Source organism: Pseudomonas sp. KH_046_2, from assembly GCF_057838985.1.
The window spans coordinates 4,534,679-4,550,168 of the sequence record NZ_CM174480.1; the positions used below are offsets into that span (position 1 = coordinate 4,534,679).

The following is a 15,490-nucleotide window of genomic DNA, read 5'->3' on the forward strand; positions in this document are numbered from 1 at the left end:
AGCTGTCATGAGCCGTTACCGCCCTCCCCGCACTGCCGGCACCGCGCTGATCACCCCCGAGGGTGAAGCGCGGATGCGCGCCGAGTTCCATGAGCTGTGGCATGTACGTCGGCCCCAGGTTACCCAGGCTGTCAGCGAAGCCGCGGCCCAGGGTGACCGCTCGGAGAACGCCGAATACACCTACGGCAAAAAGATGCTGCGCGAAATCGACAGCCGCGTGCGTTTTCTCACCAAACGCCTGGAAGCACTCAAGGTCGTCAGCGAAAAACCCAGCGATCCGAACAAGGTCTATTTCGGCGCCTGGGTCACGATCGAAGACGAGGATGGCAAAGAGTCGCGCTACCGCATTGTCGGGCCGGATGAACTGGACCTCAAACAGGGCCTGATCAGCATCGACTCGCCCCTGGCCCGCGCCCTGATCGGCAAGGCACTGGACGCCGAAGTCCGGGTCCAGACACCGACCGGTGAACAGTGTGTGTACATTGTGGCGATCGACTACCCGTGAGCTTTAACGCCGGGTAATCAACCCTTGCCGGGCAACGCGGGTCAGTTGCCGGATCACTTCAGGCGCATCTTCGAGATTGGGGGACTGAATCACTGCCAGATCGAAACTGTCGTCGGCGAAACGAGCGAGTGACTCACCGTCTTCGACAAACTGGATCAGGAAGGCGGCGGGACCGCCGGTACGACGTGGCCAGCCATCGAGATAACGCAAGAGTGTCGGCTGATGTTGGCCGCCAAGCAGAATTTTTGGATTGCGCTGGGTCAGGTGTGCCGTGATCGGCGCGGGACGTACAACGGCGTTTAGTGCATTCATTGTGTCGTGTCTCTGCCTCAAAAGTCTGCATGGCAGGTGAGAGGCAACACCGAACCAGCGCTTTAGCGGTATTTCGAAGCCTGTTCCGGCCTCTATCGGCAACTGGATGAGTCACCTGGCGCCCCGCAAGTAGCTGTTTAAATCGGCGCATGAGCAACATCCTAGAGAAGCTGACTGGACAGTGTCAAGAATGACGCTCAACAAAAAAGGCCCGCACAATCAGGCTGTGTGAAAACGCAGTCTGCCGCGGTTTAAAGCAAATGCCCCGACTTGTCAGGGCATTTGCTTTTCTGAAATCAGAAAATCAAAAGGCCTCTCAGCCCATCAGCGCCATCAGCTTTTGCGCTCCCAGCACCTTGATGGCCCTTTTCAAGTTGTAGGCCTGTACCGCCAGTGCCATTTCTGCGCGAGCGCCTTTCAACTGACGCAGCAAGAACCGGCCATTACCAAAGATCCACTGCTTCAGATTGCCGAAGGGGTGCTCAACGATGGAGCGACGATTGACCATCATCTCGGGATGGGCCTTCATTCGCTGTTCCATGCGCTCAAACGCTGCTTCGTGAGCGTGGCGCGTCAGATACCGCCGTTGAGCCTTGGTGCACCGGCTTTTCAGCGGGCAACTTCGACAGTCACTGATGGTAGCTTGGTAGATTCGATCGCCCTTGCTGAGTTGTTTGAGCGTCAATTGTTTACCAGCGGGGCATTGATAGTGATCGTTGTCCTGGTCATAGCTGAACGCTGTCCGATCAAAGTATTGCTCTTCACCCCCGGTGGTATTGATGGATCTATTAGGGGGCACAAATGCGGTGATCGCCGCATCCTCACACGCCTGGAACTGGGCGCCATTGGAGTACCCCGCATCCGCCGTGACGCAGAGTTCGGATTGTTGCAGCTCCTCTTTAGCCGCTTGGGCTATCGGTTCGAGCTGACGGTTGTCGGTGCTTTCCTGAGTGACTTCGTGGTGCAAAATTAGGCAATGCTTCGAATCGACTGCACTTTGAATGTTGTAGGCCACAAGCGGGCCGGAGGCCGTTCGCATTTTCTATGCATCGGGCTCACCCACAATGTGCTGGACCAGACCTTGAGCATCCATCAGCCCTTGGCAGGTCTGGTTATTGGCCTTTTTTACCTGCAATTCCCGAAGCGCCGTTTGCACTGCCGAGCGGTCAATCGACTCCCCTTCCTCACCACGATCCGCTTCATCGAGCTGCGCCAAATAGCGCGTAATGCGCTTGTCGAGCACCGCTTCCTGGTGCTTGAGCTTTTTCGGCGTCAGGTGTTTACGGCTTGAAGCGACCGCCTGGAACTTGCTGCCATCAATGGCCACCAACTCGCCAGCGATCAGGCCGGCATTTCTGCAGAATCGGACGAAGGCGCGGCAGGTCGCGGTAAACGCCGCACTGTTGTCGCGGCGAAAGTCAGCGATGGTTTTGAAGTCAGGGGATAGCCGACCAAGCAGCCACATGACTTCGACGTTGCGCTGGCACTCGGCCTCGAGCCGCCGTGATGAACGAATACGCTGGAAATAACCGTACAGGTAGAGTTTGAGCAGATCGGCGGGATCGTACGAAGGTCGTCCCGTGGCCTTGGGCCTGGCTTTGTCGAAACCCAGTTGTTCAAAGTCCAGAAGGGATACATAGGCCTCGATGACGCGAACCAGATGGTCATCGGGAATGAGTTCGTCCAACGACACTGGAAACAGCGCGCTCTGGGAGCGGTTTTCGCCTTGGATGTAACGCATAAGAAAAATGCCCGTATCTTGCGATACGGGCATTTTCTTTAACCGGCCAGCAGATTGCTAGGTTTTCACACAGCCTGACAATGCGGGCCTTTTCGTTGAACCAGAGCGGTCAATCGGCGATGGCACGGTCCGCCGAGAGTTTGCCCGCACCTTCGATCAATACCGCGATACTGCCACCGAGCAACGCCAGGGCGAACTCATAACCGTTGTTGGCCATGAACAGACCATTGCTGATGTGCACCGAGAAAATCGCGACCAGCGACAGGAAGATCAGGCCCAGCGCGGCCGGGCGAACCAGCAAGCCGATGATCAGGGCCAGGCCGGCGAAGAATTCGGTGCCGCCCGCCAGTGCCGCCATCAGGTAACCCGGCGTCAGTCCGATGCTTTCCATGTACTGCCCGGTTCCAGCCAGACCATAGCCGCCGAATGCCCCGAAGAGTTTCTGCGAGCCGTGAGCGGCGAAAATAATGCCGACCACGATGCGCAGAACAGTCAGGCCGTAGCCGGCGCGGGTAGCGAGTACCTTGTTGATCAGAGTGCTCATGCTGTTTCATTCCTTGTAAGTGTGTGTTGGTTGGCCGCTATATTAATCAGTAATTCACACGTTAAAAGTGCAAAAAACCCGTCATAACAATCAGATTAGTTGATCATTTGCGTGAGACAACCTTTTGCCCCTGGGGCTCCAACGACTCCCGCTCCCGGTCGAACGCCAAGTAATACTTGTTCACACTATTAACATAGCTGACGGGCCCCATACCCACTTGCTCCATGGCAATGCGTTCGACCTGGAAGAACCACTGGTTGGGATTCAAGCCTCGCCGCCGCGCTTCGGCCCGCATGCCTTGCACCCGCTCCGGCCCGATGTTGTAGGCCGCCAGCACGAAGGCCATGCGTTCGCGCTCGTTGAGTTTGGGGCTGGCAAAGAACTTGCGCCGGATCATCGCCAGGTACTTGGCCCCGGCCTGCACATTGCCATCAAGGTCCTGAATATTGTTGACCCCCACCCGCTGCGCCGCAGCAGGCGTGATCTGCATCAAACCGGTTGGGCCACCGCCACTGCGGGCGGCGGGTTGCAGGGCGGACTCCTTGAAGGCCAGCGCCGCCAGGTTCAGCCAGTCCATGCCCTGGGCATCGGCGTGTTTCTGCAGCACCGGGCGAAGTTTTTCCAGACGCTGCCGGTCCGTCTTGGCCAATGGATAGCGCACTTGATAGAGACGACGATAGATCCGCAGGAACGCGGCGTCCTGATCCGATGGTTTTTTGTAGACGGTGAGGAAGCGATCAATGCTGGCCCGCAGCATCGAGGCATCACGGCGCACGAACCAGAATTCTTCTCCTGGATCACTGACGAGCACCTGCTTGTCGAAACGCAGCTTGGGCAGGATCTTGCCCCAGCGCTCGGCGATCGACTGCTCGACGATGGTCAGGTGGAAGATTCCGCCCTGCACCATTTCCAGTACATCCTCGACGGCAAGACTTGGATCGACCCATTCGATTGTGACCGGTGGCAGTTTGTGCTGGGCGAGCTTTTGATTGATCTGGCTGACGGCATCCCCGGCGGCGCTGCCAGCGGGTAACGCCAAGGTCTTGCCGGAAAGCTGTTCAAGCCTGGTGTAGCGGCGTTCGCCCTTGATGCCCACCAGGACCAACGGAATGTTGCTGGCAATCGGCTCGCTGGTGCTGACGGCGAAGCCCGGTTGCAGATCGAGCAACTCGCCTGGCGCCACCAGATCGCCCTCCCCGCGCTGCAATGCGCCGAGCAGTTGATCCTTGGCCTTGGGAATGATCTTGAGGGTGATTTCCTGGCCGTCACGGGCGTGGCCGTTGAGGTATTGCTCGAACGCTCTCAGGCGATGGTATTCGACCCCGATCGCCTGCCCCTGGACTTCGCCGGAACTGTTGCGGCTCTGGTTGACCAACACCCGCAGCACACGACTGCTGCGAATTTCGGCAAGGTCGCGCACCTTGCTGGCCGGTACGGCTTGCAGCGGCCCGGGCAGACGCGCGACCGCCGTCATCGGCAGTAGCAGCGAACAACACAGCAGTAGCAAAACCGAGGGACGAATCATCCACTCTCCGGAAAGAATATGAGGCCCGCTTCAATGACGAAAACCATCAAGCGCGGCGACAAAAACAGAGCGCCCAAGGCGCCGGCAAAGTGCGAAAGACTGGCACAATGATAGCAAAACTACCAACCCGGCCTGGTCCGCGGCTCAAGAGACAGCGTTAACCCGTTGTAGTTCTTGGCTTTTCTTATAAATCCACGGCTCTGATATGCTTTCCGGCCTTTGGGCCGAGGTAGCACCATGCAACTCATCGATATCGGCGTCAACCTGACCAACGCCAGTTTTGCCGACAAACACCAGGCCGTACTCGACCGCGCCTACGCGGCCGGCGTGTGCCAATTGGTGCTGACCGGCACCAGTGTCGAGGGCAGTGAACAGGCCCTTGAACTGTGCCAGCAACTGGACGCAAGCGCCCAGCGCCTGTTCGCCACCGCCGGTATTCACCCTCATTGCGCCAGCGACTGGAACGCCGACAGCGCCCGCCGTTTGCGCAGCTTGCTCAACGAGCCGAATGTGGTGGCGGTGGGTGAATGCGGGCTGGATTTCAACCGTGATTTCTCGCCGCGTCCGCAGCAGGAAAAGGTCCTCGAAGAACATCTGGCCATGGCCGTCGAATTGCAGCTGCCGGTTTTTCTGCACGAACGCGACGCCAGCCAGCGTTTGCTGGAAATCCTGCGCGACTTCCGCGACCGACTGCCGGCCGCGGTGGTGCACTGCTTCACCGGCGAACAGAAGGCACTGTTCAGTTACCTCGACCTGGATCTGCACATCGGCATTACCGGCTGGATCTGCGACGAGCGCCGGGGCACGCATTTGCATCCACTGGTCAAGGAAATCAAGCGCGGACGCCTGATGCTCGAAAGCGATGCACCGTATCTGCTGCCACGCAGCCTGCGCCCCAAGCCGAAAAACGGACGAAACGAGCCGGCGTACCTGACCGAAGTACTGCGCGAAGTGGCGCTGCATCGCGGAGAAAGCCAGGAAGATCTGGCGGCGCACACCACCGCATGCGCACGGGCGTTTTATGGCCTGCCATTGATCTCCTGATTGCCGTAAATCCCACAGGTTTGAAGTTGATCTGCATCAAGAATCAGCCACCTGAGTAGCGGCACAATAATGGCACCTTGCCAAAACTGTTTCCGCTATCAGAGAAGACCTCCATGGGTGCCTGGCTTAGCAATATCTCGCTGAAATACAAATTCTGGGCGGTCAACGCCGTCGCTTTCGTCACCACCTTGTTGTTGGTGCTGTACGCGGTGCAGCTCGAACAGCAGGCCCGCAGTCATGCCGCCCAGGCTTCGGCCCAGGCCCAGGCGCGCTTGCTCGAAGCCTGGCCCGCCGGGCAACCGCTGCCCCACGCCGACAACCTGCTGACGTTCAATCGCGGACAGGCGCCGTCGCTGAATGAACAACCCATTCCCGAACTCATCAATGCAAACGGCTGGGTCGAGATCAACGTGATGCCGCTGTTCGGTGACAATCCGTTGATGGGTGCCGAAGTGTTTACCCGTGCCGACGACCAGCGGGTCGCCGTGATTGCCCATGGTCCGAGCCTGAGCCAGGTGTTCAGCGAGCGCTTCACCAATTACGCGTTGGCCGTGTTCATCCTGATGCTGGCAATGCTCGGCGCATCGCAGTTATTGATCCGCTTCCTGCTAAGCCAGCTCAACACCTTGAAAGATGTCATGTTGCACGTAGAGAAAACCGGTGACCTGTCGGCCCGCGTGCCATTGGCTTGCAGCGACGAAGTCGGGCAAATGGCCAACGCCTTCAACGCCATGCAGGCCGGTTATCAACGGGTGGTCAACACCGTCGCCAGCACCGCCCGGCAGCTGGATGTCGGCGCCGCGCGGCTGGCGGCCAGCATGAATGAAGTGCGCCATGGCATGCTGGGCCAGCAAAGTGAAACCGATCAGGCCGCCACGGCGATCAATGAAATGACCGCCACGGTCTATCACATCGCCCAACACGCCGGTGCCACCCGCGACCTTTCGCAATCGGCCAATACCCTGGCCGGCAGCGGGCAGGAGGTCGTGACGCGGGTGCAGCGGTCGATTGCCGGACTGTCCACCGGCGTCCAGCAGACCGCCGAGATGATTCAACGCCTGGCCGAGGACAGCCAGAAGATCAACGGGGTGGTCAACGTGATTCACAGCATCGCCGAGCAGACCAATCTGTTGGCATTGAACGCCGCCATCGAAGCGGCCCGGGCCGGCGAGATGGGGCGCGGTTTCGCGGTAGTTGCCGATGAAGTACGCAACCTCGCCAAACGTGTACAAGCCTCCACGGATGAAATCACCCTCATGGTCTCGGCGTTGCAGGCCGGCACACGGGACGCCGTGGATTTCATGCAAGAGAGCTCGTTCAAGGCCGACGACTGCGTACAACAGGCGCAAGAGGCCGGCGCGGCATTGGCCGAGATAACCGGCGCGGTGGCGCAGATGCGTGAAAGCAACACGCAGATCGCAGTGGCGGCCGAACAGCAGAGTCAGGTGGCGGAAGAGATGAACCGCGCGGTGGTGAGCATCCGTGACGTGACCGAGAACACGGTGCAGCAGACCGTCACTTCAGCGACCACCAGCAATGAACTGGCTGCACTGGCCGGGGAATTGAGCAAAGCCATCGGTCAGCTGAAACTTTGAGGACCCTTTCGCGAGCAGGCTCGCTCCCACAAGGGATCTATGTGGGTCCAGAATCTGATGGTCAACGAAGATCAATGTAGGAGCGAGCCTGCTCGCGATAATCAGTACCGGCAACATCAATCCAGACCATGACACCTATCAAGCCAATAGCCAGCCTTGATTCGCCGCCCGTGCCAAGCCGGCCTATTCTTCAATACATGTATTCAACATGGATCGAGGATCGGCATCATGGGCAAACGTCACCCCAACCTTCCCGCCTGGCAATGGCGAGCGTACCCGAACAATCATCAGCACCCGACCAATCTGGTGCTGCACCTGATCGCGGTGCCGCTGTTCATCGTGGCATTTCTGCTGATCGTGTCCGGGGTGTTCAGCCTGAGCCTGGCAAACATCGCCATTGGTGTGATCGGTGTGATTGCGGCGCTGGCCTTGCAACGCCACGGTCACAGCCTGGAGACCCAAGCCTCCGAACCCTTCAGCGATCGCAAGGATGCGGTATCGCGCCTGTTGGTCGAGCAGTTCCTGACGTTTCCGCGGTTCTTCCTCAGCGGAGGCTGGTGGCGCGCCTGGCGTGAGCGCCACCGCCGTCACTGATCAGGCGAACACTGTCACCGTCTGCCGGCTCATGGCGATCAATCGGCCATCCGCGCTCCACATTTTTGCCGCGGCATGCCCGTAACCGTCGGCGGCGTATTCGGTTTCGACGAGGTATTTGCACCAGTCCTGGGTGGTCAGTTCCAGCAACGGTTGCACGAATTCGATGGTCCAGGTCAGCGTGCTGCCCATCGCCGGTTTCTTCAAAAACGGCATCAGGGCCGGAGGCCAGGCGTCCACCAGCGCCAGGATGTGCGCCTCACCGATGGCCTCTTCCTTTACGTCACCGCGCAAGCGCACCCAGCCGCCCATTTGCCGGGATGTGCTGCCGCTGAACGGCAGCCCGCCGACACTCCAGCGCATCGCCAGATGCCGCATGAACTCCGGGATGACACCTTCGACAAAAGGCAATTCCTGGCACTCGTCCCAGTGCTTCATTTCAGGTGCCGGTTCAGCGGCCACCGCCACTTCCGAAGGTCGCGAGGCGCCGAAGCTGCCCTGGATCAACGTCACCACCTGGCCCTTCTGCATCACCCGGCCCAGCACTTGGCTGACAGCCTTGCCTTCGCGCAGCACGTCGACTTCAAAACTGACCGGAACCTCAGGTTCAACCGGGCCGACAAAGGTGATTGCCAGCGAGCGCACCGGACGGTCCGCCGGCACCCGGGCACGCATGGCTTCGTATTGCAGAGCGGCCACCAGGCCACCGAAACTGGCCCGCCCCTGTGCCCAGGAGGCCGGGATAGACAGCCCTGCTGGCTGGCTACGGACAGCGTCGAGCAGTTCGGAAAAACGCATGAAAACCTCAGGGATCGGAAAAAGATGAAGGGATCTTAACCATCTGGCGAAGTTGATACATCGCCTATTCCGGCCAAATTGACTGACAGATGAGCCGCACAAGGCTCGTGCCGGACATATAACCTGTAGGAGCGAGCCTGCTCCGGGCGGCGTTCCGACGATTGCGCCCGGACAGCCAACATCAATGTTGAATGTCACGACCTCATCGCGAGCAGGCTCGCTCCTACAATGGATCTCCGGTGTTTTCAGGATTTGAAACAGGCCTTGCTGAGTTTTTCCAGCACCCGGTCCGCACGGCTTTCAGCCTCGGCCATGGTGGCTTCCCAGACTGCAACACAGGGTTGCAAATCCGCTTCCCGCTCAGCCATCGCCAGCCATTGCACGCAATCGTGCCAGTCACCCAACGCGCCCTGGGCCGATTTCAGCCGGGGCATGGCCGCTTTCGGCAAACGGTCCAGCTCAGGGTAAGCGTCGATGCCATAGCGCACGCGCTTGATCAGCAGGCGCAGCCGATGACGGTCATGAGTCGGATCGTGCAGCGCCTCGTCGAGTTTTTTCCACTGCTTGCCCAGGCGTTTTTCGATGCGCTTGCGCAGGCCCTTGAGCAAACCCTGGCGTTGAGCTGCACGCAGAAAACGCGGAAACGCATCGAGGACGATCAGCATTTGCGCAAGCTCAGCACTGGCCGCGACGGCCGGATAGGCCTCGGCCATTTGCGCCATGCGCCACTGTGCGGCTTGGGGTTGATGATGCTGGAGCAGGTACGCCGCCAGCACTTCGCGATCACGTAACGGCGTGGTCAGATCGCCCACCCGCGAGGCGGCCGCTTCCAGTTGCTCGACACCGGGCTGCCCGCGCAAGGGCCGCAACAGACTGCGCAACCGACGCATGGTTGTGCGCAGATCGTGCAGTGCTTCAGGGTCAGTACGCTCTTTCAAGCGGGCCTGACAGGCCAGCAGACGAATTTCCAGGCCCAGAACCTGAGCCACCAGCCTATCGATCATGGGGGGGTTACTCCGTAAACAGCGCCAGGTTGCATGCTACGAACTGCAAACCCGATGAGTCCTGCAGTTCATAGCTTAGAGCCTGCTGCTGCTTTTGCCTTCAACGCCCCGCGCGCGACTCACGAATATAGAAACGGGCCTTCTCGGCTTTTCTGGTGCAGCCTTCGAACCCCTCGAATTGTTGCTGGGTCTTGGCCGCGGTCAACAGCGACAGGGCCTTGGAATAGCTGACGGTCCCGGCGAAACCTTCGGCTTTGGCGAGGTCCAGTTCATGCCATGCCGCATCCAGGTTACTACCGCAACTATCGCGATAAGCGGTTTTGCCGGCACAACCGGCTAGCGCCAGGGCAATCAATGGCACGCAGATCCAGGCTTTCATCACTCACTCCTCAAAAATAGGTCAACAGTCATGCAGGTAAGACGTTGTGGCACCTGAAAAGTGCCGTTGGTCAGCTGTGCAAACTATAGCGCTGCCGAGAATAACCATGTGCCGCCATGGAGTGTCGAAAATACGACGCTCCTGTCCCCTCGAACGACCATGGCGATTGAAGCATGGCCCTCGATGGGTGCATTGTTGAACCATTCAAACGAGGGCGATTCATGAAAAAGCGCGTCGCACTGGTATTGGGGTCGGGTGGAGCCCGGGGTTATGCACATATCGGGGTCATTGAAGAGATCGAACGGCGCGGCTATGACATTGCCTGTATCGCCGGATGCTCCATGGGCGCGGTGGTGGGCGGGATCTACGCCGCCGGCAAACTCAATGATTACCGCGATTGGATCGAGAGCCTGGACTATCTCGACGTGTTGCGCCTGGTGGACGTCAGTTTTCGTCTGGGGGCGATTCGTGGCGAGAAAGTCTTCGGGCAGATCCGCAAGATCGTTGGCGAGATCAACATTGAAGATTTGCGCATCCCCTACACTGCCGTTGCCGCTGACCTGACCAACCAGCAGGAAATCTGGTTCCAGGAAGGTTGCCTGCATCAGGCCATGCGCGCCTCGGCGGCGATTCCCAGCCTGTTCACCCCGGTGATGCAGGGCAACCGCATGCTGGTCGATGGCGGCATTCTCAACCCGCTGCCGATCGTGCCGGTGGTGTCGAGCCATTGTGACTTGATCATTGCGGTCAACCTCAACTCCACCAACCAGCGCCACTATCAGTTGCCGGTCATCCAGCGTCCCGCAGCCTTCAAGACCCGCTTCGACAGCCTGATCAACTCCCTGGGCTCGAAGATGCCGTTCCGCCGCAAACAGGCCGAGCAATTGTTGATCCTCGAGCAGGAAGCCCTGAGGGCCGAAGGGGCGAGCCTCAATCCGTGGATCGAATCCGCCGAGCCAGAAGCGCAGCAACCGGCGGCGGCTCCGCAAGCCAGTGGCGCACCCCGCTCCGCTACCGGTTCGTTCATCATCGACAACGTCGGGCCGGCGTCCTTGCTGGATTTGATCAACCAGAGTTTCGAGGTGATGCAGACGTCACTGGCGCAGTACAAGATTGCCGGCTATCCGCCGGACATCCTGATCAACGTGCCCAAGCGCGTGTGCCGGTTTTTCGAGTTCTACAAGGCGCCGGAGCTGATCGCGCTGGGACGGGAGATTGCGCGGGATACGCTGGATCGGTATGAGAATGAGCAGAACTGAACGTCTGAAAGTTCTCGGGTGACTATCAGGGCCTCATCGCGAGCAGGCTCGCGATGGGTCCAGATCAGTCACCACAAAATTTCAAAGCTACTCACCCAACAACCGATACCCCACCCCTGCCTCAGTGACGATGAACCTGGGTTGGGTCGGGTCATCCGCCAGTTTCTGGCGCAAGTGCCCGACCACGATACGCAGGTAGTGAGTGTCTTCGGTGTGGGTCGGTCCCCAGATGTCCTTGAGCAATTGCTGCTGGGTGATCACCCGTCCGGGATGCCGCGCCAGTTGCGCCAGCACGGCGTATTCCTTGCGGGTCAGCGCGACTTCGACACCGTCGAGCAGCACCCGGCGATACACCAGGTCGACCGTCAACGGACCGAAGTTCAGCGCAGCCTGTTGCGCCTCGCCTGCGGGCGCCTGGCGCAATAACGCACGGATCCGCGCCAGGAATTCCTGAATGCCGAACGGCTTGGTCACATAGTCATTGGCGCCGCCATCCAGTGCCTCGACTTTCTGTCCTTCACCGGCGCGCACCGAGAGCACCAGCACTGGCACCGTCGACCACTCGCGAAAGTCGCGCAATACCTGTTGGCCGTCCATGTCCGGCAAGCCAAGGTCGAGCACCAGCAAGTCCGGTTTGTTCAACGCGGCTTGCACCAATCCTTCACTGCCGGTACCCGCCTCCAGCACTTTGTAGCCCTGGGAAGCGAGGCTGATGCGCAGGAATTTGCGGATCTGCGGTTCGTCGTCAATGACCAAAATGGTCGCGGTCTGGCTCATGAGTTCACATCAACACAAAGAAGTGGCAAGAGAGTAGCGCAAGCGCGATCAGGCTTCACTTTCGTATCCCGGTTGAGCCTGTAGCGGCAGGTGCAACGTGATACAGGTGCCGCGCCCCTCGATGCCGTCGGCGACGCTGATGCGACCGCCATGGGCACCGACCATGCCCTGACAAATCGCCAGCCCCAGCCCGGTACCCTGCCCACCACGATCACCCCGCGCCGCGGTATAGAACATATCGAAAATCTTCGCCCGTTCCTCTTCCGGTATCCCCGGCCCCTCATCACTGACCGAGAAAAACAGCTCAGTGTCATCGGCCCCGGCGCGCAATTGCAAGCGCCCGTGGGGTGGCGAAAACCGCGCGGCGTTTTCCATCACGTTGATCAGTGCCTGTTCGATCAGCGCTGCATGCACATACAGTAGCGGTAACTCGGCCGGTACGTCGGTACTGACCTGCAACGGCGCAAGGACTGCTCGCAGGCGATTGCGCGCGCTGCCGACGATGTCCGCCGGCGACACCCAGTCCCGCGCCAGCTTCAAGGCACCGTGGCCGAGGCGGGTCATGTCGAGCAGGTTTTGAATGTAGCGATCGAGGCGCTCGGCTTCATCGCGGGTGCCTTCGAGCAACTCACGCCTGTCCTCCAGCGGGATCGCTTCCCCCAGGGCCAGCAGGCTATCGATACTGCCGCGCATGGACGTCAGCGGAGTGCGCAAATCGTGGGATACCGAAGCCAGCAAGGCACTGCGCAGTTGTTCGGTTTCGCCGTGCAGCCGCGCCGCTTCCAGATCATCGGCCAATTGCGCCCGGGCCAGCGCCTGGGCCAGCGGCTGGCTCAGCGCGGTCAACAAGCGTCGGCGCTGGCCGCTCAGGGTCTGGCCTTCCCTGGCGCACACGCCAAGCAACGCCAGCGGACCGTCCTCCACCGACAATGGCCACCACCACCAGCGGCCGAACGGCAAGGTGCCGGTGCCCGCACCCGCGGGTTGATCGTGCTGCCAGGCCCAATCGGCGGCGGCGCGCTCGGCTTCGCTGAACTCCAGCGGGCCACCGGTTTCGACTTTCCAGCCGTTTTGCCCGTCGCGATTGAGCAGGCACAGTTGCACATCGCTCCAACCGTTGAGGTGCTGGGCGGCCGCGCTGACCACGGCCTGGCGGTCGGTGGCGGCGGTGAGCTTGCGTGACAGGTCGAGCAATTCACTGGTCTCTTCCTGGGTGTCGCGCAGGGCCTGCAATTGCCTGCGCTGACGCGCCGCAAGGTTGCCGGTGAGGGCCGCCATCAACAGGAAGAACAGCAGGGTCAGCACGTCTTCTTCGCGCTGGATCCTGAAGGAAAAAGTCGGCGGAATGAACAGGAAGTCATAGGTCAGAAACGACAGCGCCGCACAGGCCAGCGCCGGCCCGAGACTGCTGCGCACCGCCACCAGCAACACGGCGGCGAGGAACACCAATGAAATATTGGGCAGTGGCAGAACACTCGCCACGCCCCAGGCCAGGGCGCTGGCCAGAACCGTCGCGACCACGGCCAATGCGTAGTCGAACCAGACCAGTGAATGCATCGACCGCTGACGGGGTTGATGCTGTTGCTGATCGCTGTCGAGTACGTTGATTTCCAGTCCGCGCGCATTACGTAGCAACCGCGCCGCCAGCCCTCCTCCGAACAGACGTCGGCGCAAACGCGGTCGGGACTGACCGACCAGCACCAGGCTGGCGCGGCGTTCGGCGGCATGCTGGATCAGGGTTTTCGCCACTTCACCGGCGCGCAGCAACACCACTTCGCCGCCCAGGCGCTCGGCCAGTTGCTGGGCGCTTTGCAGGCGCAGGCGCGACTGTTCGTCACGCACACTGCCATTGTCCACGTGCACAAGGCTCCAGGGCAGGTGCCGCCGTTGGGCCACGCGACTGGCATGCCGTACCAGACGCTCGGCCTGGGCATCGCCGTCGACCCCTACCAACAAACGCCCGCGCACGGCCGGCGCCGCTTGCCCCAACTGACGATACCCTTGGGCCAGATCGTTATCGACCTGAGCCGCCGCGGTTTGCATCGCCAGTTCGCGCAGGGCCGTGAGGTTGGTCTGGGAAAAGAACGCGTCGATGGCCGCCCGCGCCTGCTCCGGCACATAGACCTTGCCGTCGCGCAAACGCTCCAGCAACTCCCGCGGCGGCAAGTCGATCAGCAGCAGTTCGTAGGCTTCCTGCAACACCCAGTCCGGCAGGGTTTCGCGAACCTGTACGCCGGTGATGCCGCGCACCTGATCGTTGAGGCTTTCCAGGTGCTGGACGTTGACCGTGGTGTACACATCGATGCCGGCGGCGAGCAGTTCCTGAATGTCCTGCCAGCGTTTTTCGTGACGGCTGCCGGGGGCGTTGGTATGCGCCAGTTCGTCGACCAGCACCAGCTTCGGTTTGGCGAGGAGCAGTCCGTCGAGGTCCATTTCTTCAAGCAGCACGCCACGGTACTCGGAACGTACCAACGGCTGCTGCGACAAACCGCCGAGCAGTGCTTCGGTTTCGGCCCGGCCGTGGGTTTCGACGACGCCGGCGACGACTTTCACCCCTTGGCGTAACTGGGTGTGAGCCGCTTGCAGCATGGCGTAGGTCTTGCCGACACCCGGCGCGGCACCGAGAAATACCTTGAGCCGGCCACGGCCATCGCGGGGCAGGTCTGCTAACAGCGCGTCGGCGCGGCCGGAGTTGCTCATGTATGAAGTTCTCGTTTTTCTGATGTTGATGTAGTGCTTTTCAGGCCGTCATCGCGAGCAGGCTCGCTCCTACAATTGGAATGCGTACTTCTGTGGGAGCGAGCCTGCTCGCGAATGGCTGCGCCACCGACCTAAAGTTTTTCCAGCGCCCGGTTCAACTCAAGCACATTCACCACCGGCGGGCCTATCAGTGGTTGCTCGATGTGGGCGTCCAGCAGTTGTTGCAGTGTCGCTACCGGCAGGTTGCGCGCCGCCGCGACACGCGCCAGTTGATAGGCAATTGCCGCCGGTGGCAAGTGCGGATCGAGACCGCTGCCGGAGGTAGTGACCAGCGCCAATGGCACCGGCCCCTGGCCAGGCACCAATTGTTTGTTGGCATCGTCGATCACCCGTGTCGCCAGCGCCGGGTTGCTCGGCGACAGGTTGCTGGCACTGCTCGACACGGTGGCAAAGGCACCGGCCGAAGGACGCGGGTGGAACCAGGCGTCGCCGACGAAATCCTGGGCGATCAGCGAGGAACCGCGGACCTTGCCCTCGGCATCCCGCACCAGGCTGCCGTTGGCCTGGTCCGGGAACGCGACCTGAGCCACGCCGGTGACCACCAGTGGATAAGCGACGCCGGTGATCAGCGTCATCAGGACCAGCAGGCTCAGGGCCGGGCGTATCAATGTGGACATTTCAAAATCCTCGAATTGTAGGAGCGAGCTTGCTCG

The 15,490-nt window shown here is 60.6% G+C and carries 14 protein-coding genes and 1 pseudogene; 5 read left to right on the forward strand and 10 right to left on the reverse strand.

Translation table 11 applies throughout. From position 1 onward, the window contains the following. The first annotated feature begins 7 nt into the window (after positions 1-7). Positions 8-505 (forward strand): transcription elongation factor GreB, encoded by a 498-nt coding sequence (greB, locus tag AC3IX1_RS20500; protein WP_007973570.1) that lies wholly within the window; start codon positions 8-10, stop codon positions 503-505. 3 nt (positions 506-508) lie between these two features. On the opposite strand, the gene AC3IX1_RS20505 is transcribed toward greB, so the two are convergent. The 4 genes and pseudogenes from AC3IX1_RS20505 to AC3IX1_RS20520 form a co-directional block, all read right to left on the reverse strand. After that, the gene (locus AC3IX1_RS20505) at positions 509-817 is read right to left on the reverse strand and encodes a class I SAM-dependent methyltransferase (protein WP_489385593.1); all 309 of its coding nucleotides are present in this window, start codon (positions 815-817) and stop codon (positions 509-511) included. Positions 818-1,133: 316 nt separating this feature from the next. Then, positions 1,134-2,558 (reverse strand): annotated as a pseudogene (locus tag AC3IX1_RS20510) (IS1182 family transposase). Positions 2,559-2,667: 109 nt separating this feature from the next. Further along, positions 2,668-3,102 carry a DoxX family protein gene (locus AC3IX1_RS20515; RefSeq protein ID WP_489385594.1) on the reverse strand — a complete coding sequence of 145 codons (435 nt, stop codon included), beginning with the start codon at positions 3,100-3,102 and terminating at the stop codon, positions 2,668-2,670. A 103-nt stretch (positions 3,103-3,205) separates the two neighbouring features. Next, a complete protein-coding gene (locus AC3IX1_RS20520; RefSeq protein ID WP_489385595.1) occupies positions 3,206-4,627 on the reverse strand; it encodes an MltF family protein in 1,422 nt (473 codons plus the stop codon). Between the two features lie 237 nt (positions 4,628-4,864). On the opposite strand from AC3IX1_RS20520, the gene AC3IX1_RS20525 reads away from it, so the two are divergent. The 3 genes from AC3IX1_RS20525 (at position 4,865) to AC3IX1_RS20535 (ending at position 7,860) form a co-directional block, all read left to right on the forward strand. Further along, complete coding sequence (locus AC3IX1_RS20525) at positions 4,865-5,671, forward strand: TatD family hydrolase (RefSeq protein WP_489385596.1); 807 nt, start codon at positions 4,865-4,867, stop codon at positions 5,669-5,671. Between the two features lie 113 nt (positions 5,672-5,784). Beyond that, positions 5,785-7,266: a methyl-accepting chemotaxis protein gene (locus tag AC3IX1_RS20530; protein ID WP_489385597.1), complete on the forward strand. Its 1,482-nt coding sequence runs from the start codon at positions 5,785-5,787 to the stop codon at positions 7,264-7,266. A 228-nt stretch (positions 7,267-7,494) separates the two neighbouring features. Next, positions 7,495-7,860, forward strand: a complete 366-nt coding sequence (locus tag AC3IX1_RS20535) for an Mpo1-like protein (RefSeq protein WP_008049048.1) — start codon at positions 7,495-7,497, stop codon at positions 7,858-7,860. Here the strand turns inward: AC3IX1_RS20535 and AC3IX1_RS20540 are convergent, their stop codons facing one another. The 3 genes from AC3IX1_RS20540 to AC3IX1_RS20550 form a co-directional block, all read right to left on the reverse strand. After that, entirely contained in the window at positions 7,861-8,658 is a 798-nt protein-coding gene (locus AC3IX1_RS20540; RefSeq protein WP_489385598.1) for an acyl-CoA thioesterase, read from the reverse strand. Between the two features lie 245 nt (positions 8,659-8,903). Then, positions 8,904-9,662, reverse strand: a complete 759-nt coding sequence (locus tag AC3IX1_RS20545; protein ID WP_489385599.1) for a CHAD domain-containing protein — start codon at positions 9,660-9,662, stop codon at positions 8,904-8,906. Between the two features lie 100 nt (positions 9,663-9,762). After that, on the reverse strand, positions 9,763-10,041 hold the full coding sequence (locus AC3IX1_RS20550; RefSeq protein ID WP_007973587.1) for a hypothetical protein: 279 nt from the start codon (positions 10,039-10,041) through the stop codon (positions 9,763-9,765). A gap of 221 nt (positions 10,042-10,262) precedes the next feature. Between AC3IX1_RS20550 and AC3IX1_RS20555 the strand changes: the two genes are divergently transcribed. After that, entirely contained in the window at positions 10,263-11,300 is a 1,038-nt protein-coding gene (locus AC3IX1_RS20555; protein WP_489385600.1) for a patatin-like phospholipase family protein, read from the forward strand. A gap of 87 nt (positions 11,301-11,387) precedes the next feature. Here the strand turns inward: AC3IX1_RS20555 and AC3IX1_RS20560 are convergent, their stop codons facing one another. The 3 genes from AC3IX1_RS20560 to kdpC form a co-directional block, all read right to left on the reverse strand. After that, entirely contained in the window at positions 11,388-12,077 is a 690-nt protein-coding gene (locus tag AC3IX1_RS20560) for a response regulator (RefSeq protein WP_489385601.1), read from the reverse strand. Positions 12,078-12,125: 48 nt separating this feature from the next. Further along, positions 12,126-14,777, reverse strand: coding sequence for a DUF4118 domain-containing protein (locus AC3IX1_RS20565; RefSeq protein ID WP_489385602.1), 2,652 nt, complete (start codon positions 14,775-14,777; stop codon positions 12,126-12,128). A 131-nt stretch (positions 14,778-14,908) separates the two neighbouring features. Further along, positions 14,909-15,454 (reverse strand): potassium-transporting ATPase subunit KdpC, encoded by a 546-nt coding sequence (kdpC, locus tag AC3IX1_RS20570; protein ID WP_489385603.1) that lies wholly within the window; start codon positions 15,452-15,454, stop codon positions 14,909-14,911. Between the last annotated feature and the right edge of the window lie 36 nt (positions 15,455-15,490).